Origin of the sequence: Actinosynnema sp. NPDC050436, from assembly GCF_040655415.1 — a bacterium.
In the GTDB taxonomy this organism is placed as follows: Bacteria; Actinomycetota; Actinomycetes; order Mycobacteriales; family Pseudonocardiaceae; genus Actinosynnema.
The window spans coordinates 126,376-146,862 of record NZ_JBFAJV010000004.1; the positions used below are offsets into that span (position 1 = coordinate 126,376).

Sequence of the window (20,487 nt, forward strand, 5' to 3'; positions counted from 1 at the left end):
CGGGGGCACCTGCGAGCGGGAACGGCCCGTGCGGGGTGGCGGGGGCCACACGGGGCGGGCGTAACCCCCGGTCGCGCAGTTCGTGCCTGGCCGTACCCACCCCCGTTCCGCGTAGAGTGCGGGCGTTCCGCGCAGTCTGCATGGAGGTGATCGGACGCCGTGATGTTCCGACGTGCCGCAGCCGTGCCGAAGGAGCCTGTGGTGGCAGCCCCACCACCCGAACCGCCCCCGGTCGAGCGCGAACCCGCGCCCGCCCCGGCGCAGTTCTCGGCCTCCTTCGCCGGGGCCGCGCTGGTCGTGGGGCCGCCCGGCGGGCCGGGCGCGGCGGCGGCGAACCTGGCGCGGGGCCTGCCGGTGGACCGGGGCCGGACCGTGGTCGTGGTGGACTTCCCGCCCGGTGACGAGGCGGCGTTCTGGCCGGCCGTGGCGGCGGCGCTCCAGGGGCGCGGCCCGGTCCGGCTGATGACCTCGCACGCGGGCACCATGCGGCCGACCGCGCCCGCCCAGTGGCTGGCCGAGCAGCTCGGCGCGGAGGTGGTCGCGGCGGACGGCGCGGTGACCACCGTGCCCGGCGCGGCGTTCGTGGTGGGCACCGGCGGGTACGGGAGCTGGCTGCGGTTCGTGCCCGGCGGGTCGCCGATGCCGATGGGCCGGCGCTTCCCGGTGCCGCACTGGGAGGCGGTGGACCCGAACTCGCCGTGGCCGACCGGCGAGGTGGGCGTGTCCGAGCCGATCCCGGCGGGGCTGTGGCTGCGCGCGCAGCGGGTGCCGTTCGACCCGGCCGCGCCGGACGCCCGGCCGATCGTGGGCCTGCCGTGCCGGGACACCGTGCTGACCGTCGTGGTCGGCGGTCCCGGCCAGCCGCAGATCCCGACCGACGAGGTGTGCCGGCTGCTGGGCGGGCTGCCGTCGGCGGCCCGGTCGCGGGTGCGGCTGGTCTGGTACGGCGGCGAGCACCAGGGCCAGGCGGTGGCCGACCAGGTCGGCGAGCCGATCGCCCTCTACACGGGGTTGCCGGTGGGCTCGCTGCGCAACGGCGCGGCGGTCGTGGCGGTCAACCCGCGCGGCCAGCAGACGTGGCGGCCTTACGTGACCGAGGTGGCGTACACGGCGGGCGGTGTGCCGGTCGTGTCCGGCTACCGGGTGCCGGTGCCGGGCCTGGTGGAGCGCGGGCCCGGCGTGTTCGACCTGGGCGGCGGGGTGGTGCTGGAAGTCGTGCCGTCCGGCCTGTGGGTGCGCGACGCGGAGGACAACGGGCCGGAGGTGCGGGCGCTGCCGGTCGACCCGGAGTGGGCCCGGCTGACCGTCGGCACGCCCGGCAAGACCACCGCCGGCGCGGTCGCGGTGGCGGGCGCGTCGCTGGTGGAACGCCTGGAGCCGGAGGTGCGCCGGCTGCTCAAGGTCGTGTTCTGCGACCCGACGCCGCTGCCGAGGCCGCCGGTCGCCGAGGAGGAGCCCGCGCCGGCCGCCGAGGGCGGCGACCCGGTGCCGATAAGCCTCGACGGCCCGCTGCCGCCCCCGCCCGCCCCGGTGTGGGGCGAGCAGACCGGCGACGAGGTCGTGCCGCCGGACCACCGCAGCACCGAGCCGGAGCGCGACGCGCTGCGCCGGATGCTCGGCGAGCGGTACGGCGAGCACGCGGCCGTGGCGTGCCGGCACATCGAGGAGCGCCCGGAGGACCCGGAGGCGTTCGAGGCGGTGGTGACCGACCTGGCGGCGGTGTCGGCGTGCCTCCAGCAGGACGAGGAGGTCATGGTCGAGGCGCTGCGCTCGGGCCGGCTGGGCAGGCTGTGGCCGTACGCGGCCGGGGTCGTGTCCGGGCTGCGCCGGCTGCCGGCGCACCAGGGCGTGACGGTGTGCTGGGGCGAGCCGCGCGCGTTCCGGACCGGTGACGTGCTGGTCGAGCACGGGGTGCTGAGCACGGTGGCGGGCCCGGTGGTGCCGGTGGACGGCCGGGTCGAGTTCCTCGTCTGGTCGGTGACCGGGCGGCAGGTGCACGTGGTCGACTCGTTCGGCAGCCTGGTGCAGGAGCGGGTGGTGTTCCCGCCGGGCACCGCGTTCAAGGTGCTGGCGGTGGTCGAGGCGGAGGAGTCCGCGCCGATGCAGGTGATGGTCCAGGAGGTCGTCGGCCGCCACCACGAGCTGCCGCCGGGCGTCCTGGGCAGCCTCGAACGGGCCGCCGTGGCCCTGCGCAACGCCGCTCGCGCCCACGCCTGACCCGGACCCCCGCACCCGGCCTGGCTCGCGGAACCGGCTCACGAGCCGGGTCGGTGGGCGTCGGGTCGCCCGGCGACGGGTCAGGCCAGGGCCGAGGCCACCACGGGCGCGGTCGGGTCGATCCGCCGGGACAGGCGGTAGGACTCGGCCGCCTCCCGCGCGCGGCCCAGGCGGGCCAGCGCCCAGCCCCGGTAGAACGCGGCGCGGGCGGCGGGCAGACCGCCCAGCGCGACCCCCCGGGCACACGCGTGCACGGCCTCCTCCGGGCGGTCCGCCGCGAGCAGCGCGTCACCCCGGATCGCCCACGTGCGGGGGTCGCCCGGGCTGAGCCCGACCAGCTCCCCGGTCGCCTCCACCGCCCGGTCCGGCTGCCCGGTCCGCAGGTGGGTGCGCGCGATGGTCTCGTGCAGCGGGTAGGCGTAGTCGTCCCACGCCAGGCGGTCCAGCCCGGTACCCGGCCGCACCGACCGCTGCTCGGCCAGCGCCCGGTCGAGCAGGTCCCAGGTCCCCGCCACGTCCCCGGCCAGGAACGGCACGAACGCCAGCGCCCGGAAGTGCGCCTGGCGCACCAGCGGCTCGTCCGGGGCGGTCGCCCGGACGATCGCGGCGGCCTCGTGCAGCGCGGCCGTCCCGGTGCCCCGGCGGCCGTTGCGGACCAGCACGAACAGCGCCAGCGCGTGCCGCTCGGCGGCCGGCAGGTCGGACCGCGCCCCGGCCAGGGCCAGCGCCTCCACCCCGGCCGACGAAGGCCGCGACCAGAACAGCACGGCCAGTTGCTTGACCGCGCGCCCCGCCGTGAACCCCTCCGCCCCCAACCCGCCCGCCGAGGGCTCCCCCATCCCGAGCACGTCCGCCGCGTGCCGCTGGTAGCCCAGCCGCAGCAGCAGGTCCGCCGCGACCACGGGATCGTGCCCGGCGCGCACCCGGTCCAGCACCCGCCACCACAGCGGCGCGGCCAGGTCCGGCGGGAACGCCGCCATGTCCGGGCCCAGCGCGTCCAGCCTGCCCCGGCTGGCCGCCGCGAACACCCTGGTCGCCGGGTACGGGTTGGTGTTGAAGCGGGGCAGCACGCCACCGGTGCCGTCCGCGAGGTGCCGGGCGACGGCGTGGGTCACCTCGGCCAGCCGGGACGACCCGGCGTCCGGCGCACCCAGCCCCAACCACACCGGGCAGCGCACCGGCACGCCCGCCGACGCCAGCGCGGCCAGCCTCAGCGCCAGCGCGCGCGGCCCCGGATCGGGCGCGTAGGGCGGCACGACCATCACGCCACCACTGTCCCGCACCCCGGCGACCCGGGACCCGCCGAATGCCGGGCAGCCCCGTCCCGGGCTGCCCGGCAACGGTCAGACGTTGCGCCGGTACTGCCCGCCCACCTCGAAGAACGCCTCGGTGACCTGGCCCAGCGTGCACACCCGGGCCGCGTCCATCAGCACCGCGAACACGTTCTCGCCGGACTGCGCGGCCTCCTTGAGCCGGCGCAGCGCGGGCTCGGCCTCCTCAGCGTGCGCGGCGGCGAACGCCCTGGTCCGCTCGACCTGCGAGCGCTTCTCGTCCTCGGTCGCCCGCGCCAGCTCGATCGTCACGTGCTCGCGCTCGCCGTTCTCCGGCAGGAACGTGTTCACGCCGACCAGCGGCAGCGAGCCGTCGTGCTTGCGCTGCTCGTAGAGCATCGACTCGTCCTGGATGCGACCCCGCTGGTAGCCGGTCTCCATCGCGCCCAGCACGCCGCCGCGCTCGGAGAGCCGGTCGAACTCGACCAGCACGGCCTCCTCGACCAGGTCGGTCAGCTCGTCGATGACGAACGAGCCCTGCAACGGGTTCTCGTTCGACGACAGGCCCCACTCCTTGTTGATGATGAGCTGGATGGCCATCGCGCGGCGCACCGACGACTCGGTCGGCGTGGTGATCGCCTCGTCGTAGGCGTTGGTGTGCAGCGAGTTGCAGTTGTCGTACAACGCGCACAGCGCCTGGAGCGTGGTGCGGATGTCGTTGAAGTCCATCTCCTGCGCGTGCAGCGAACGACCCGAGGTCTGCACGTGGTACTTGAACTTCTGCGAGCGCTCGTTCGCGCCGTAGCGCTCGCGCATCGCCACCGCCCAGATCCGCCGCGCCACCCGGCCGATCACGCTGTACTCGGCGTCCATCCCGTTGGAGAAGAAGAACGACAGGTTCGGCGCGAAGTCGTCCACGTCCATCCCGCGCGCCAGGTACGACTCCACGTAGGTGAACCCGTTGGCCAGCGTGAAGGCGAGCTGGCTGATGGGGTTCGCGCCCGCCTCGGCGATGTGGTACCCGGAGATCGACACCGAGTAGAAGTTGCGGACCTTCTGCCGGATGAACCACTCCTGGATGTCGGCCATCATCCGCAGCGAGAACTCGGTGGAGAAGATGCAGGTGTTCTGGCCCTGGTCCTCCTTGAGGATGTCGGCCTGCACCGTGCCGCGCACGTTCGCCAGCGCCCACGCCTTGAGCTGCGCCGCCTCCTCCTCCGTCGGCTCCCGGCCCTCCGCCGCGCGGAACGCGTCGACCCGCTGGTCGACCACCGTGTTGAGGAAGAACGCCAGGATGGTCGGCGCGGGGCCGTTGATGGTCATCGACACCGACGTGGTGGGCGCGGTCAGCTCGAAGCCGTCGTAGAGCGCCTTCATGTCGTCCAGGGTTGCGATGGACACCCCGGACGTGCCGATCTTCCCGTAGACGTCCGGCGGGGTGTCCGGGTCTCGGCCGTAGAGCGTCACCGAGTCGAACGCCGTCGACAGCCGGGTCGCCTCCGACCCCTGGGACAGGTACTTGAACCGGCGGTTCGTGCGGAACGCGTCGCCCTCGCCCGCGAACATCCGCGCCGGGTCCTCGCCGTCCCGCTTGAACGGGAACACGCCCGCCGTGTACGGGAAGTGGCCCGGCAGGTTCTCCTTGCGCAGGAAGCGCAGCAGCGTGCCGTCGTCGTCGTGGCGCGGCAGCGCCACCCGGCGGACCTTGTTGCCCGACAACGTCTCCCGCGTCAACCGGGTGTGGATCTCCCGGTCCCGCACCCGGACCACCAGCTCGTCGCCGCTGTAGTCCTCGACCACCCCCGGCCACGCCTCCAGCAGCTCCGAGGACACCCCGTCCACGTGCTTCTCCGCCTTGGCCAGCAGCTCCGACACCGGCCCGGTGTCGTGCCCGGCGGCGGCCAGCTCGTCGCGCGCGGCCCGCAGGTGCGCGGCCCGGCGCACCGCGTCCACGTGCGTCTCGGTCGCCCGGTGGTAGCCCCGCACGGTCTCCGCGATCTCCGCCAGGTACCGGGCCTTCGAGGCCGGCACGACCGTCGACGCCGCCGTGGAGACCTTGCCCGCCACCGGCAGCAGCGCACCCGGCGACACCTCCAGCCCGCGCGCCACCAGCTCGTCGCGCAGGTGCAGGTACAGCGCCGTGACGCCGTCGTCGTTGAACGTCGCCGCCGACGTGCCGAAGACCGGCATGTCCTCCCACGAGGCGCCGAACGCCTCGCGGTTGCGCACCAACTGGCGGGCCACGTCCCGGCGCGCGTCCTCCGCGCCCCGCCGCTCGAACTTGTTGATCGCCACCGCGTCGGCGAAGTCGAGCATGTCGATCTTCTCGAGCTGCGACGCGGCGCCGAACTCCGGCGTCATCACGTACAGCGAGTGGTCCACGAACGGCACGATGGCCGCGTCGCCCTGGCCGATGCCGGGCGTCTCCACCACCACCAGGTCGAAACCGGCCGCCTTGCACGCCAGGATGGCGTCCGACAGGCCGTCGGGCACCTCGCTGCCCGCGCGCCGGGTCGCCAGCGACCGGAAGAACACCCGGTCGCCCTCCAGGCAGTTCATCCGGATGCGGTCGCCCAGCAGCGCGCCGCCGCCGCGCCGCCGGGTCGGGTCGATCGCCAGCACGGCGATCCGCAGCTTGTCCTCCTGGTCCAGCCGGAACCGGCGGACCAGCTCGTCGGTCAGCGACGACTTGCCGGAGCCGCCGGTGCCGGTGATGCCCAGCACGGGCACCGGCCGCGCGGCCTGCTCCAGCCGGGCCTTCAGCTCCGCCGGCAGCTTCCCGGCCTCGATCAGGGTGATCGCGCGGGCCAGCACGTCGTCCGAGCCGGTGAACAGGCCGTCCCAGGACGACGGGGGCTCGGTGGCCAACTCGTGGTCGCACGCCTCGACCATGGAGTTGATCATCCGGGCCAGGCCGAGCTGCTGACCGTCGCCCGGCGAGAAGATCCGCGCCACGCCGCGCGAGTGCAGCAGCTCGATCTCCTCCGGCACGATCACGCCGCCACCGCCGCCGAACACCTTGATGTGCCCCGCGCCGCGTTCGGCGAGCAGTTCGACCAGGTAGCTGAAGTACTCGACGTGCCCGCCCTGGTACGCGCTGATCGCGATACCCTGGACGTCCTCCTGCACGGCGGCCGCGACGACCTCGCGCACCGAGCGGTTATGCCCGAGGTGGATGACCTCGGCACCCTGCGACTGGAGGATGCGGCGCATGATGTTGATCGCCGCGTCGTGGCCGTCGAACAGGCTCGCCGCCGTGACGAAGCGGACCGGGTGCTCTGGGGTGTGCAACGGGGCAGCGGTGGACACGACGGCTCCTTCGGCATCGCGGAACTGCCCTCAGATTACTAGGACATCCGTCTATCGGAAGTGCAAGTGTCCTGTGGCCCGGCTCACCCGGCCCCGACTTGCCCGGGGTGCCGGTGCCACCACCAGGGCACATGCGCCCCTCGGCCGCCCAGGCACTCCGCCGATCACTCCAACGGCCGACTTCCCGCCGGGCGAATTCACCCGGACGGGCTGTGACAACGTGCGACACGCCGAGCCCAACCGGGGGCACTGCGCCGAGCGCTCCGTCCGTTGTGGAACGATTACCCTCCGCGCTGGTCGATCCGGGGCCGGCGAGTCCCGGCGGGCGTTGATCCGCCTGCCAGCCCTGGCCGTACCCCTGGTCGCACGCGCGTGTAGCTTTCGCTTGAAAGGGGTACGTGACCGCCCATGAGCAGCACACCGATCTACGACGAGCTGGCCGCGCGGCTGCTCGTCGACCATCCGGTGAAGACCGAGGCCAAGCCGCCCGCCGCTGCGGCCAAGCCCGCCGAGGACCCGGCCAAGCCGGTGCGGACCGGCGGCCGGAGGCGCAAGCCCGAACCGGACGCGTGACCACGGGCCGGACCGCCGACCGGGCTGATCTTTAGTCTGCACTGAAGGAATAGTGATCAGGAATATTCCTGACTGCGGTCGAACACGTGTTCGACCTCGGCTAGGCTCCCGGCCATGCAGGTGTCGCTGTTCGACGCGGGCGCGGAGCCGCCCGGCCTGCGCCCGCTGACCGGGCTGCGCCGCGCGGTGCTCGGCGCCGGCGCGTGGATCGACGTGCTGCCCGGCTGGCTGACCGGCGCGGACGCGCTGTTCCGGCACCTGGCGGCGGACGTGCCGTGGCGCGGCGAGCGCCGGCAGATGTACGAGCGCGTGGTCGACGTGCCCCGCCTGCTGTGCTTCTACGGCGAACGCGCGCCGCTCCCCCACCCCGTGCTGACCGAGGCGCGCGACGCGCTGAGCGACCGGTACGCGGCCGAGCTGGGCGAACCGTTCCGGACGGCCGGCCTGTGCTACTACCGCGACGGGCGGGACAGCGTCGCGTGGCACGGCGACACGGTCGGCCGGGGCAGCACGGAGGACACCATGGTGGCGATCGTGTCGGTGGGCGCTCCACGCGCGCTCGTGCTGCGGCCACGCGGCGGCGGGGCGACCGTGCGGTACGCGCTGGGGCACGGCGACCTGGTGGTGATGGGCGGCTCGTGCCAGCGGACGTGGGAGCACGCGGTGCCCAAGACCACCCGCCCGGCAGGCCCCCGCATCAGCATCCAGTTCCGCCCGCGCGGCGTCCGCTGACCCCCGCCGGGCCCACCGCTGCACGCCCCGGCCCCCGCCCGGCGGCCCCGCGTCACCCGGCCGCGCCGCGTGCACCCGCCCCCGTCCGGCGGCCGTCCGGCCACCTCGCCGGCCTGTCCGCCCGGTGCCGCGCCGGCCTCGGGTAACGCTGTGTCGGATCGCAGTTCCCCTTATCGGCGGAGGCCCTTCACCACTCCACCGGTACTCAGCGCGCTGATCACCGCCCTACTGTTCCACCCCACGCCGCCCGGCCCGACGCGCTCAGCGCACCCGCCAGCCCACCAGTGCCAGGGGAGATCATGAGCATTCCCACCGAGCCCATCGGCAGCATCCCGCGCCCGCCGGAGCTGATCCGGGGCCAGCAGGACTTCGCCGCCGGCACCATCGACGCGGAGGCGTTGCAGGCGCTCACCGACCGGGCGGTCGCCGACACCGTCCGCCGGTTCGAGGAGACCGGCTCACCGGTGGTCACCGACGGCGAGCAGGGCAAGGCGAGCTTCCTGACCTACCCGGTCGCGGGCATCGCCGACCTGGCCCCGGACGGGGTGGTGGTGCCGTTCTCCGACGGCCACACCCGGCAGCTCCCCCGCCTGACCAGCGGCCCGTTCCGCTACCGCGCGCGCGCCGCCGACCACCTGCGCGCCGCGCGGGCCCGCACGTCGGCGGCGGTCAAGCAGGCGGTGATCGCGCCGTCCGCGCTGAGCCTGCTCTACCCGCAGGACGGGATCGACGGCTACCCGCGCGAGCAGTTCGTGGCCGACCTGCTCGACGAGGCCGAGGCCGACATCCGGGGCTGCCTGGAGGGTGGCGCGCACAGCGTCCAGCTCGACTTCACCGAAGCCCGGCTGTCGCTCAAGCTCGACCCGTCCAAGGGCCTGCTGCAAGACCTGATCGCGCTGAACAACCAGGTGCTGGACCGGTTCTCCGAGGCCGAGCGCACCCGGATCGGCGTGCACACCTGCCCCGGCGGCGACTGGGACGCCACGCACAGCGCCGACGTGGACTACGCCGAACTGCTGCCCGACCTGTTCACGCTGCGCGCGGGCGCGTACTACGTGCAACTGGCCGGCGAGGCCGACCGGGAGCGGGCGCTGGGCGTCATCCGGGACTCGCTGCCCGAGGGCCGGCGGCTGTTCATCGGCGTGACGGACCCGATCAACCCGGTGGTGGAGACCCGGGAGCAGGTCCGCGACCAGGTGCTGGAGGCGGCCAGGTTCGTCCCGGCGGAGGCGCTGGGCACCTGCGACGACTGCGGTTTCTCGCCGTTCGCCGACGACACGTCGACCTCCCGGGACATCGCCTTCGCCAAGATCACCGCGCGGGTGGAGGGCACGAAGCTGGCGGAGAAGGCCCTCGGCGTCTAGCTCCGGGGAGCCCGGTTGCGGTCGCCGGCCACTTCCACCGTGCGGTCATCGGGCAAGTCCGGCGCGCGGGCGTGCCGGCGGGCGGCGGCCCGTGGTAGCCACGGGGTGCGCGACCACTCGTCACAGCCGACCGCCGGCGCCCGCACCCGGGAGGTTCCATGGGCATCGTCCGCACCGCGCTCCGCCGATCCCTGAGGTCGGTCCGCCACGTCACCCCCGTCCGGCCGCGTGCCGCGCGGGGGGCGGTCGCCGCCGTCTACGCCCGGGTCGAGGCCGACTTCGGGCTGCTGGCCGCTCCCGTCGCGCTGCACTCGCCCTCGCCCACCGCGCTCAGCGCGTGCTGGACGCTGCTGCGCGAGACGCTGATCGCCTCCGGGGCCGAGTCCCGGGCCGCCAAGGAGGCCGTGGCCGCCGCCGTGTCGCGGCAGAACGACTGCCCGTACTGCGTCACCGTGCACGCCGCGACCCTCGACCGGTTGTCCGACCGACCGCCTGTCGAGGTCGCACCGCCGCTCGCGGAGGTGGGGGCCGAGCTGCTGGGGGTCGTGGTGGCGTTCCACTACCTCAACCGCATGGTGAACGTGTTCCTGGAGGACTCCCCCCTGCCCGCCGGCGCACCCGCGTTCGCCGAGGGGTTGCTCGGGCGGTTCATGGTCGTCGGCGCGCGGCGCGCGCACCCGCCCGGCGTGACCGCGCGGCTGCTGCCGGCGGCACCGCTGCCGCCGGACCTGGCGTGGGCCGCCGCCACCCCGGCGGTCGGGGACGCGCTCGGCCGGGTTGCTGCGGCGTTCGAGGCAGGTGGCCGGCGGACGCTGTCCGACCCGGCGCGGGAGCTGGTGACCGCGCGGATCGCCGCGTGGGACGGCACGCCACCGGGGCTCGACCGGGGCTGGGTGCGCGAGGCGGTGCGCGAGCTGCCCACGGACGAGCAGCCGGGCGCGGCGCTCGCGCTGCTCGTCGCGTTCGCCTCGTACCAGGTGGACGACGCGGCGGTGACGGCGGTCGGCGGCGGTGACGCGGCTCTGGTCGAGCTGGCGGGCTGGGCGGCGTTCAGCGCCGCGCGGCGGATGGCCGCCCTCGCGGCACAGACCACAGGCGTGTGAGCTCCTCGCGGCACGAGCCACGGGCGTGAGCGCCGCGCGGCGCGGGCCTCGCCCGTCACCCGCCGACGAGGATCCGGACCGTGGGTGACGCCCGATGGCTGTCCGTGGCCGGTTTCTCGTGACGTGCTCACTCCCGCCGCAGAGCCCGGACCAGCGCGAAATCCACTCGTAACGCCGTTATTGTCAAGGTCGGACCCGCACCCGACTCTTCTCGCGGGAGGACCTGTGACCCACACCGAAGTCCGGTCGAACGCCGTGGGCGGCACGACCGGCATCATGGAAGCCCTCAACACCCGCTGGCACAAGGCGGCGCTCTACGCGTTCATGCTCGTCGTCATCGGCCACTGGGCGGAGCACATCGCCCAGGCCGTCCAGATCTACGTGCTGGGCTGGCCGGTGCGCGACTCGCTGGGCGTGCTCGGCATCCCGTTCCCCTGGCTGATCACCTCGGAGGCCCTGCACTACGGCTTCGCGCTGGTGATGCTGGTCGGCCTCGTCACCCTCCGCAAGGGCTTCACCGGCCGGTCCCGCACGTGGTGGGGTGTCGCGCTGGGGTTGCAGTTCTGGCACCACATCGAGCACCTGCTGCTGATCGTGCAGGCGTCCACCGGGGCCAACCTGCTCGGTCGCCCGGTGCCGACCAGCGTCATCCAGCTCATCGTGCCCCGCGTGGAACTGCACCTGTTCTACAACGCCGTGGTGTTCGTGCCGATGGTGGTCGCCATGGTGCTGCACATGCGCCCGACGCCGGCCGAGCGCGCGCGGATGCGGTGCACCTGCGCGGTCGCGGTGTAGCGCCGTGCACGACCACGGATCGGTGGCCCTCCCGCTCGGCTTCACGTTCCTGCGGCTGCTGCTGCTCATCGCGGTGACGGTCGTGGCGGGCTGGGCGCTGGCCCGCCCGTTCACCGTCGGCGGCGCGCTGACCCGGCGCGTGGTCACCACCGTCGCGGCGGTGGGCGGCGTGGCCGCGCTGCTGGTGGCCGACGCGTCGTGGCTGCCCGGCCCGGCGGCGGTCGCGCTGATCGCCGCCCTGGTGGCGCCCCCGTTGCTGCGCAAGGAGGTGCCGTGGCTCGCGCCCTCCGTGCTAACGGTCGCCGTGCTCGTCCTGGCGGCGTCCGCGCTGTGGTTCGACGGCCCGCCGCCGGCCACGGCCCACCTCGCGCTGATGGTGGGGTTCGCGGCGGTGGCGTGGGCCGCGCTGTGCCCGCCCACGCTCGTCGTGCGGGTGCTCGACGCGGGCCTGGCCGTGGCGCTGCTGACCGGGCTGGCCCGGGTGGTGCTGGCGGGCCACCTGGACACCCCGGTCCCCGGCCCGACCCTGACCAGGGTCGCGGTCGGCGGCGAACCGGCGGACGTCCTGATCGCCCCGCACCGGCCCGGGTGGAACGTCGTGCGGGTGCCGGACGCCCCGCTGCGGGTGGGCAACGCGCCCACCGCCCTGGTGGCCGCCGAGCACCGGCCCGGCGCGACCGGCCGGTGGGCGCTGGTGTGGCTCGACGCGGGCCGGGGCACGCTGTGGCTGGACCGGGGCGGGAGCCGCGCGACCGTGCCGGTGAATCCCGGCGACGAGCCGTGGACCGGTCCGGACGTCCGGGGCCCGGACGGGACCGGGTACGCCGACGCCGCGCTGGCCGCCGTGCTCGCCGGCAAGCCCGAACCCCCGTGGCCGAGCCTCACCGGGGCCGACGAGCGGGCCCTGCGCGCGCAGGTCGCCGAGCTGCCCCGGCGCTTCGCCCTGGCCGGCGACGCGTCCACCCGGGCGACCGCGGCGGCCGGCGCGGTCCGCGACGAGGCCGCCCGCACCGGCCGGGCGGTGGTGCCGGACGCTCCCGACGTCCTGGTGGTCGGCGGCGCGCCGACCGGCGAGCGGGTCCACCTGGCACCGTGGCTGCGCCCACCCGACCTGGGCACGCCGGAGGGCCGGCGCTACGCCCGGGTGCTCGCCGACGCGTTCCCCGGCACCCGCCCCACCGAAGCGGGCCTGGCCGCCTGGCGCGGTGACCGGACCGGACCCCGGGACGTGCCACGCGTCCGCCCGGCAACTCCGTGACCGGTCTCCGGCGGCCCTGCGGTTCGCAGCACCTGTGGTCGGCGCATCTACTGCTGGCGCAACGACGGGAAGTCGTCGTCGCGGAACTCGCCCGGCGGGCGGTCGCCGGTCTCCCGGCCGCGCAGCTCCACCCGGCGGATCTTGCCCGAGATCGTCTTGGGCAGCTCGCCGAACTCCAGCCGGCGGATCCTCTGGTACGGGGCCAGGTTCTCCCGCGCGTGCCGCAGGATCGCCAGTGCCGTGCCCTCCCCCGGCTCGAACCCGGCGGCGAGCACCACGTACGCCTTGGGCACGGCCAGCCGCACCGGGTCCGGGGCAGGCACGACCGCCGCCTCCGCCACCGCCTCGTGCTCCAGCAACACGCTCTCCAGCTCGAACGGCGAGATGCGGTAGTCCGACGCCTTGAACACGTCGTCGGTGCGGCCCACGTAGGTCAGGTACCCGTCCTCGTCCACCGACGCGACGTCGCCGGTGTGGTAGAAGCCGTCCCGCATCACCTCGGCGGTCCGCTCCGGGTCCCCGTGGTAGCCGACCATCAGGCCCAGCGGTCGCCGCGCCAGGTCCAGGCAGATCTCCCCCTCCGCGCCGGGCCGCCCGGTCACCGGGTCGACCAGCACCACCGGGTAGCCGGGTGCGGGCCGGCCCATCGAGCCCGGCTTCACCGGCTGGCCCGGCGGGTTGGCGATCTGCACGGTGGTCTCGGTCTGCCCGAACCCGTCCCGGATCGTCACGCCCCACCCGGCGCGCACCTGCTCGATGACCTCGGGGTTGAGCGGTTCGCCCGCGCCGACCACCTTGCGCGGCGGGGTGCGCAGCGCGGTCAGGTCGGACTGGATCAGCATCCGCCACACCGTCGGCGGCGCGCAGAAGCTGGTCACGCCGCAGCGGTCCATCTCGGCCATCAGGCGGGCCGCGTCGAACCTCGTGTAGTTGTGCACGAACACCGTCGCCTCGGCGTTCCACGGCGCGAACACGTTGCTCCACGCGTGCTTCGCCCACCCCGGTGACGAGATGTTGAGGTGCACGTCGCCGGGCTCCAGGCCGATCCAGTACATCGTGGACAGGTGCCCCACCGGGTAGGACACGTGCGTGTGCTCGACCAGCTTGGGCCGCGCCGTCGTGCCGGAGGTGAAGTAGAGCAGCAGCGCGTCCGATCCCCGGGTGACCCCGTCCGGCGTGAAGCCGCCCGGCGCGTCGGCCGCCCGCGCGTAGTCCAGCCAGCCCGGCACCGGCCCGCCGACCGCGACCCGGGTGTACGCGCCGGGCACCTCGGCGAACTTCGCGGTGTCCGCCGCGCCCGCCACCACGTGCCGCGCTCCCCCGCGCCCGACCCGGTCGCGCAGGTCGGCGGGGCCGAGCAGGGTGGTGGCCGGGATGACCACCGCGCCGAGCTTCATCGCGGCCAGCAGCACCTCCCACAGCTCGACCTGGTTGCCGAGCATCAGCACCACCCGGTCGCCCCGGCGCACCCCGTTGTCGCGCAGCCAGTTCGCCACCCGGTTCGAGCGGAGGGCCAGCTCCGCGAAGGTCCAGCGCCCCTCGGTGCCGTCCTCCTCGACGATCCACAGCGCGGTGCCGTCGTTGTCCCGGGCGATCTCGTCGAACCAGTCGAGCGCCCAGTTGAACTCGTCCAGTTCCGGCCAGGAGAACGCGTCCCGGGCGGCGGCGTAGTCCGTCGCGTGGCGCAGGAGCAGGTCACGGGCTTCGCGGAAGTTCATCGTCCCAGCCTGGGCCGGTGGGCCCCGCACCGCCACTCCCGTTCGGAGGAGTCGGTCCGCGCCGGCGGCACCCGGTGGGACGCGTCGACATCGGACCGCCACCTCCCCGGTCGGGTCACCTCCGAGACCGTGAGCAGCCCAGACGGTGGACGTTCGGGCGGGTCGGCCACCGGTTCACCGGCGGCGTCCGCGCCTCAGAACTCGGCGAGCTCCGCCCGCGCCTGGGCGCACTCGGTCTGCAGGCCGTTCTCCACGGCGCGGCTGATCTCCCGCAGCGAGTCGAGCTGGGCCGGGGTCAGCACGTCGAACAGGTGCTCGCGCACGGCGGAGACGTGACCGGGCGCGGCGGTCTCCAGCACGGCGAAGCCCCGGTCGGTGAGCCGGGCGATCGAGCCGCGCCGGTCCGAGGCGCACGCCTGGCGCTCGACCCAGCCCTCCTTCTCCAGCTTGGCGACGGCGTGCGAGAGTCTGCTGCGGGACGAGTGGCAGTTGAGGGCCAGCTCGCTCATCCGCAGCGCCCGGCCGGGCGCCTCCGACAGCGCGACGAGGATCTCGTAGTAGGCCATGGGCATCCCGGAGTCGCGCTGCAACTGCCGGTCCAGGTGTTCGGTGAACTTGGTCACGGCGGTCCTGAAGCCACGCCAGACCTGCTGTTCCTCGGCGCTCAGCCACCGCACTTCGCTCATGCTCCCATCATACGGGCCTTGTTGAGAGTTCAACCAGGATGCGCTATGTTCGGTTGAGAGTTCAACCAGACCGACCGAGAAGGACATCATGACCTCGCAGACTGCGCAGATCCCCGGCTACCTCGTGGGCACGTGGGCCATCGACCCCGTGCACTCGGACGTCTCCTTCGTGGTCCGCCACCTGGGCGTCTCCAAGGTCCGCGGCCACTTCGACACCTTCGAGGGCACCATCGTCACGGCGGAGAACCCGCTGGAGTCGACGGTGAACGCCAAGATCGCCACCGCGTCCATCAACACCAAGAACGAGTCCCGCGACGCGCACGTCAAGGGCGAGGACTTCCTCGACGTCGAGAAGTTCCCCGAGCTGACCTTCTCCTCGTCCTCGGTGCGCGCCAACGGCGAGGGCTTCCTCGTCGCGGGCGAGCTGTCGCTGCGCGGCGTCACCAAGGCGGTGGAGCTGGAGCTGGAGCTCAACGGCTTCGGCGACGGCTTCGAGGGCGCGAAGGTCGCGGGCTTCTCCGCGAGCACCGAGATCAGCCGCAAGGAGTTCGGCGTGACCGGCGGCCCGGCCGGCGCGGCCGTGGGCGACAAGATCACGATCCTGCTGGAGATCGAGGCCGTCCTCCAGTCCTGAGGGCGTCCGGGCCGAACGGCCCGGCACTGGAGGACCCGATGCCGAGGGGCTCGCCGGATCGCCGGCGGGCCCCTTCCGCGCGCCACCGGCAGCACGCGGCTCACGGCGCGGGGCATGGCAGGGGGGCGTGGCTGGGGGGTGTGGCAGGGGGCCGAACGGCGAAGATCACCCAGCGTGGTCGTGATCACCGCCGGGTCGCCGGATCGGGGGGACCCCGATATTCCCTTCGGCGGAGCATTTCGGTACTTTTCCGGGCACCGCCGTGACTACCCGTGAACCATGAGCCCGTGAGCCCCGTACTAGGACGTGAGCCGGAGGTCGCTTTCGGTCGAGTCCGCGACCACGCGACTCGATCCGGACACGGTCCGCGCACGGGGTCTGGACCACGTGGGTGACAAGGGCTGTACTCATGGCACCCGGCGCGGCGCGTGCCGGACGCAGGCGAGGAGGATCGGTGTGAACGCCCAGACCGAACAGGTCGACGACCTTCGACTCGTCGCGTTGCCCACAGCGATCAACGTCGCGGACATGTTCGTGCGCTTCTCCCTGGGCGAGTGGCGGCTGCGCGGGATGCAGGACGAGGCCGCCCAGACCGCGCGCCGGCTGGTCGGCGCGGCGGTCGACGTCGCCGACCCCCGCGCGCCGGGGCTGCTGCTGGTGCGCCTGCGGTTGAGCGGCAGCTACCTGGTGGTGGAGGTCGAGGGCCACCGGGTGGCGCTGCCGCCGGAGCTGGCCGGCGGGCGGGCCGGGCTGGTGGACCTGACGGCGGGCGGCCGGCTGGCGTGGTGCGAGCTGACGCTGCCGTCCGGCATGAACGCCTCGGCGGTGCCCCTCCCCCGCCGCGAACCGCGCCGCTCGCCGGCGGCGGAGAAGCTCGGTGACGAGCCGGACGTCGACCCCGAGATCATCCAGCGCATCCTGTACGGGCTGGGCGGTGCGGCGGAGCGGCGTCCCGACTAGGGCGGAACGCCGCCCGGACGACCTCACCCCGTCGTGGACCGCTGTTCCCGCCCGACCGCCGCGCCCCGCGCCGGCGCACCCGGGGGCCGGGCGAGCGCGAGCAGGGCCGCGCCGAGCAGCCCCATGCCGCACCACGAGACCGGCGGCAGCCGCTCGTGCAGCACGAGCACGCCGAGGACGGCGGCCACGGCCGGCTCCGCGAGCGTGAGCGTGGTCGCCGCCGCGGCGGTGGTGTGGCGCAGGCCGTGGCCGAACAGCAGGTAGGCGACGAACGTCGTGGACACCGCCAGGTGCCCGACGACCGCCGCGCCGCCGACCGTCCCGATCCACGACACGCCCAGCACGGGCAGGACCGGCAGGGTGAGCGCGGACGCCCCGCCGAACACCGTGCCGACGACCGCCCGCGACGGGTGGCCCGACGCGATGAGGTGGGCGCAGACCGCCGAGTACGCGGCGTAGGACAGCCCGGCGACCAGCGCCAACGCCACGCCGACCAGGTCGACGTGCGCGTCGCCGCCGCCCAGGACGAGGATCCCGCACCCGGCGACGGCGGTGAGCGTGACCACCGGCCTCGACCGGGTGCCGAGCACGATCGGCGCGGTGGCGAGGGCGACCGCCGTCGCCACCGCCACCCCGGTGCGGGCGACCGCCGGGTAGAACGCGAGCGCGTACCCGGCGACGGTGACCGCGCCGAGCACGAGCAGCCGCCGGTCGGCGGTGCGCAGCACCTCGCGGGTGCCCCGCGCGGTCAGGAAGAGCAGCAGGCCGCCGACCACCAGGCCCGCCGCGCCGACCGCCCCGGCGGGAGCGGACGGGGCCAGCGAGGCGGCGGTACCGGTGGTGCCCCAGAGGAAGCACGCGGCGAGGATCGGGAGCGGACCTTGCGCGAGGCGCGCTCGTGCGACAGCGGGTGACACGGGTTCTCCGTTCGCGGGACGACGTCGCGGAAGTGGCGAGATCGGCGAACGGGCGCACGGCGCGGGCCGGCGCGGGAGCGCCCGGGGCCGCGAGGGGCCGCCGGGGAGCGGGGTGCCGCAGGTGCGCCCGTCAGGCGGCCGGCGGCGGGAGGGCGACGTGCCGGTGGGTGGTCACGCCTCCATCGTAGCCGGGCGGTGGGCCGGTATTCTCGGGCTCATGGACATCGTCGCGGATGACCTGCTGCGGCGGTCCCTCGTGGTCTACAAGTTCGCGGTCGAGGAGCTCATGACGAAGCTCCGCATCCTCAGCGAGGAGTTCGACCTCGTGCACCGGCACGACCCGATCGAGCACGTGACGCAGCGGGTCAAGCGACCGGACGCGATCCTGGACAAGTTGCGGCGCAAGGGGTTGCCGGCCGACCTGGAACTGGCGGCGGAGCACCTGGACGACGTCGCCGGGGTGCGCGTGGTGTGCCCGTTCGTGACCGACGTGTACCGGGTGCGCGACATGCTGGCGCGGCAGAGCGACGTGGAGATCCTCAAGACCAAGGACTACATCGCCGCGCCCAAGCCCAACGGCTACCGCAGCCTGCACCTCATCGTGCGCATCCCGGTGTTCCTGTCCGACCGGGTGGAGCAGGTGAAGGTCGAGGTCCAGCTGCGGACCATAGCGATGGACTTCTGGGCCACGCTGGAGCACAAGCTGTTCTACAAGTACGACGACCAGGTGCCGGCCGGGTTCGTGGACGAGCTGACGAGCACGGCGGCGATCGCGGCCGAGCTGGACGCCCGGATGGAGTCGCTGCACCTGGAGATCCAGCGCGACTGAGCACGACCCCGCCGAGTCCCGGCGCTCCGCCGGACCACCGCGCCCGGCGCGCGTCGCCGGGTTGGCCACTGCCGTGTCCCGCCCGCCGGCCGTGCCGCCCGCTTGACCGCTGCCGCGCGCTTCCGGCCGAGCGGCTACCGCGCCCACGACGTGATGCTCACCACCCCGGACGCCGCTTCGATCAAGCCGTCGCGCCCGCAGGGACGGCACGTGTGCGAAATCACGGTGGCTGCCGGGCCCCTGCGTGTCCTTCGTCACGCGCAGGGTCCGACGGGCGGTTCGCGCGGGTTGCAGCGGTCGCCGGCCGGCCTGCCGCACCGCGGCGGACCCCTGGAGGAATGTCGATCGACGGTCTGTGGTAACCGGGGGCGGACAACCCGGTTCTACCGACGGGTCACTTCGCGCGATGTCGGCCGATACTGGGGCAAACGAGACCGGAGACCGTCGGTTACGGGTGTCCGGATAATTCTTCGGAAATCCCCCGCAGTGGGGACGAACAATCTTCACAACATCATCCCGGAGCCGGGTTGACCATTGACAGATTTCCATGCCACCCGAGTGCGAATAGTCCTCGCAATAGCCCCCTAATTACGGAACCGGCCAGTCCAAACCAGGCCGTTCGAGTGAACCGGGGAGATCTTTTCAAGAACCCGTGGTTACGCCTCGACAAACCGGGGAATCTATATTCCGCAGATGCTCCGTTTGGCGGTCGCGTCGATCCAGGAACGGCCGTCAACGTTGGTTCGAAGCCAAATGGCTCATTCCTGCAAAGGACCTCCGATGGATTACGATCACCTCGCGCGGCGATTAGCCGGACTCGTGCGCGACCACCTGGTGCCCGGCGCGCAGCTGGCCGTCCACCGACCCGGGGACGGTCTCTGGACCACCTCGATCGGCCTGCCCGCGACGGCGGCCGTGCCGATCGGCTCGATCACCAAGACCTTCACCGCCACCGTCGCCATGACGCTCGTCTCGGACGGAGACCTCGACCTCGACACACCCCTGCCCGACGTCGGGCACCCGCTGACCCTGCGCCACCTGCTCAGCCACACCGGCGGCCTGCCGTCCGACCCGGACGACGTCCGCACCACCTCGCTGCGCCGCCACGCCTTGGAGGCGGGGCGCACGCTGGTGCCGCTGCACAGCCCCGGCGCGGGCTTCTCCTACTCGAACATCGGCTACGTCCTGGTGGGTCACCTGATCGAGGTGGCGACCGGGATGTCCTGGTGGGAGGCGGTGGACGCGGTCCTGCTGCGCCCGCTGGGGCTGCGCCCGCACTTCACCGTCGGCCCCGAGGCGGGCGGCGACGTGGTCGCCGGCCACGCGGTCAACGCGGCGCAGGGCCGGGTGGTCCCGGTGCGCCAGTCGCTGGCGCTCGTGGACGCGCCGGCCGGCGCGCTGGCCGCCAGCGCGACCGACCTGGTGACCTTCGGGCGGATGCTCGCCGGAGCGCCGCCGCACCTCGTGGACGGTGCGGACCTGGCGCTCATGCGCACCCCCGTGCGGGACGCGGAACCGTTCGGGATGGCCGACGGCTGGGGCCTGGGGCTCGCCCTCTACGAGCGGGACGGCGCGGTCTGGGTGGGTCACGACGGCACCGCCGACGGCACGTCGTGCCACCTGCGGATCAACCCGGAGGACGGCACCGTGGTGGCGCTGACCACCAACGGCAGCAGCGGCTTCGCGCTGTGGCGGGACTTGGTCCCGGAATTCGGCGAGGCCGGCCTGCCGGTCGGCGATTACGACGGTCTGAGCGACCTGCGGGACCCCATCGCGCCGCCCGAGGACTGCACCGGGAGCTTCGTCAACGGGGACACCGAGTATTCGGTGCAGCCCACCGGCCGGGAAGTGCTCAAGCTCACGGTGGACGGCGAGCCGTTCGCGGACCTGTCGTTGTTCGACGGCCTGGTGTTCGCCATGCGGGATTCCGACACGGGCGACACGAGCCAGACCGGGCGTTTCCTGCGGGACCCGCGTGGGGGCGGGATCCAGTGGATCCAGATCGGTGGGCGGTTGGCCCGCAGGCAAGTCCCGGAAATGGTCTGAAAATCACGTTTCAACGTCCTTCACCGCGGGTAGGCCGCGGCCCCGGGCACGACAAACCCCAAGAAAGGCTCTGCT

Annotated in this window: 16 protein-coding genes; 11 read left to right on the plus strand and 5 right to left on the minus strand. The window is 73.9% G+C overall.

Annotated features, from left to right (window positions below):
- Positions 1-201: 201 nt before the first annotated feature.
- Entirely contained in the window at positions 202-2,217 is a 2,016-nt protein-coding gene (locus tag AB0I60_RS13135; protein WP_360728859.1) for a hypothetical protein, read from the plus strand.
- An 80-nt stretch (positions 2,218-2,297) separates the two neighbouring features.
- Here the strand turns inward: AB0I60_RS13135 and AB0I60_RS13140 are convergent, their stop codons facing one another.
- Together AB0I60_RS13140 and icmF are read right to left on the minus strand one after the other, a co-directional pair.
- A complete protein-coding gene (locus tag AB0I60_RS13140) occupies positions 2,298-3,479 on the minus strand; it encodes a tetratricopeptide repeat protein (RefSeq protein ID WP_360728862.1) in 1,182 nt (393 codons plus the stop codon).
- A gap of 81 nt (positions 3,480-3,560) precedes the next feature.
- Positions 3,561-6,797 (minus strand): fused isobutyryl-CoA mutase/GTPase IcmF, encoded by a 3,237-nt coding sequence (icmF, locus tag AB0I60_RS13145; RefSeq protein ID WP_360728864.1) that lies wholly within the window; start codon positions 6,795-6,797, stop codon positions 3,561-3,563.
- Positions 6,798-7,205: 408 nt separating this feature from the next.
- Here icmF and AB0I60_RS13150 point away from each other — a divergent pair, with 408 nt between their 5' ends.
- The 6 genes from AB0I60_RS13150 to AB0I60_RS13175 all read left to right on the plus strand — a co-directional run bounded on the left by AB0I60_RS13150 (position 7,206) and on the right by AB0I60_RS13175 (position 12,622).
- Complete coding sequence (locus tag AB0I60_RS13150) at positions 7,206-7,370, plus strand: hypothetical protein (RefSeq protein WP_360728865.1); 165 nt, start codon at positions 7,206-7,208, stop codon at positions 7,368-7,370.
- A 114-nt stretch (positions 7,371-7,484) separates the two neighbouring features.
- Complete coding sequence (locus AB0I60_RS13155) at positions 7,485-8,102, plus strand: alpha-ketoglutarate-dependent dioxygenase AlkB (protein WP_360728868.1); 618 nt, start codon at positions 7,485-7,487, stop codon at positions 8,100-8,102.
- A 299-nt stretch (positions 8,103-8,401) separates the two neighbouring features.
- Complete coding sequence (locus AB0I60_RS13160; protein ID WP_360728870.1) at positions 8,402-9,466, plus strand: cobalamin-independent methionine synthase II family protein; 1,065 nt, start codon at positions 8,402-8,404, stop codon at positions 9,464-9,466.
- Between the two features lie 158 nt (positions 9,467-9,624).
- A complete protein-coding gene (locus AB0I60_RS13165) occupies positions 9,625-10,569 on the plus strand; it encodes a carboxymuconolactone decarboxylase family protein (protein ID WP_360728872.1) in 945 nt (314 codons plus the stop codon).
- A gap of 276 nt (positions 10,570-10,845) precedes the next feature.
- Entirely contained in the window at positions 10,846-11,364 is a 519-nt protein-coding gene (locus tag AB0I60_RS13170) for a hypothetical protein (protein ID WP_360729688.1), read from the plus strand.
- A 4-nt stretch (positions 11,365-11,368) separates the two neighbouring features.
- Positions 11,369-12,622 carry a DUF6239 family natural product biosynthesis protein gene (locus tag AB0I60_RS13175; protein ID WP_360728874.1) on the plus strand — a complete coding sequence of 418 codons (1,254 nt, stop codon included), beginning with the start codon at positions 11,369-11,371 and terminating at the stop codon, positions 12,620-12,622.
- Between the two features lie 47 nt (positions 12,623-12,669).
- Here the strand turns inward: AB0I60_RS13175 and AB0I60_RS13180 are convergent, their stop codons facing one another.
- Both AB0I60_RS13180 and AB0I60_RS13185 read right to left on the minus strand, forming a co-directional pair.
- On the minus strand, positions 12,670-14,340 hold the full coding sequence (locus AB0I60_RS13180; RefSeq protein WP_360728877.1) for an AMP-binding protein: 1,671 nt from the start codon (positions 14,338-14,340) through the stop codon (positions 12,670-12,672).
- A gap of 194 nt (positions 14,341-14,534) precedes the next feature.
- Positions 14,535-15,026 carry a MarR family transcriptional regulator gene (locus AB0I60_RS13185; RefSeq protein ID WP_360728880.1) on the minus strand — a complete coding sequence of 164 codons (492 nt, stop codon included), beginning with the start codon at positions 15,024-15,026 and terminating at the stop codon, positions 14,535-14,537.
- Positions 15,027-15,114: 88 nt separating this feature from the next.
- On the opposite strand from AB0I60_RS13185, the gene AB0I60_RS13190 reads away from it, so the two are divergent.
- Both AB0I60_RS13190 and AB0I60_RS13195 read left to right on the plus strand, forming a co-directional pair.
- Entirely contained in the window at positions 15,115-15,660 is a 546-nt protein-coding gene (locus AB0I60_RS13190; protein WP_360728881.1) for a YceI family protein, read from the plus strand.
- Positions 15,661-16,116: 456 nt separating this feature from the next.
- Positions 16,117-16,620 (plus strand): ATP-binding protein, encoded by a 504-nt coding sequence (locus tag AB0I60_RS13195; protein WP_360728884.1) that lies wholly within the window; start codon positions 16,117-16,119, stop codon positions 16,618-16,620.
- Positions 16,621-16,643: 23 nt separating this feature from the next.
- On the opposite strand, the gene AB0I60_RS13200 is transcribed toward AB0I60_RS13195, so the two are convergent.
- Entirely contained in the window at positions 16,644-17,537 is an 894-nt protein-coding gene (locus AB0I60_RS13200; RefSeq protein ID WP_360728886.1) for a DMT family transporter, read from the minus strand.
- Between the two features lie 217 nt (positions 17,538-17,754).
- Between AB0I60_RS13200 and AB0I60_RS13205 the strand changes: the two genes are divergently transcribed.
- Both AB0I60_RS13205 and AB0I60_RS13210 read left to right on the plus strand, forming a co-directional pair.
- The gene (locus AB0I60_RS13205) at positions 17,755-18,366 is read left to right on the plus strand and encodes a GTP pyrophosphokinase family protein (protein ID WP_360728889.1); all 612 of its coding nucleotides are present in this window, start codon (positions 17,755-17,757) and stop codon (positions 18,364-18,366) included.
- A gap of 780 nt (positions 18,367-19,146) precedes the next feature.
- On the plus strand, positions 19,147-20,412 hold the full coding sequence (locus tag AB0I60_RS13210) for a serine hydrolase domain-containing protein (protein WP_360728892.1): 1,266 nt from the start codon (positions 19,147-19,149) through the stop codon (positions 20,410-20,412).
- Positions 20,413-20,487 lie beyond the last annotated feature (75 nt).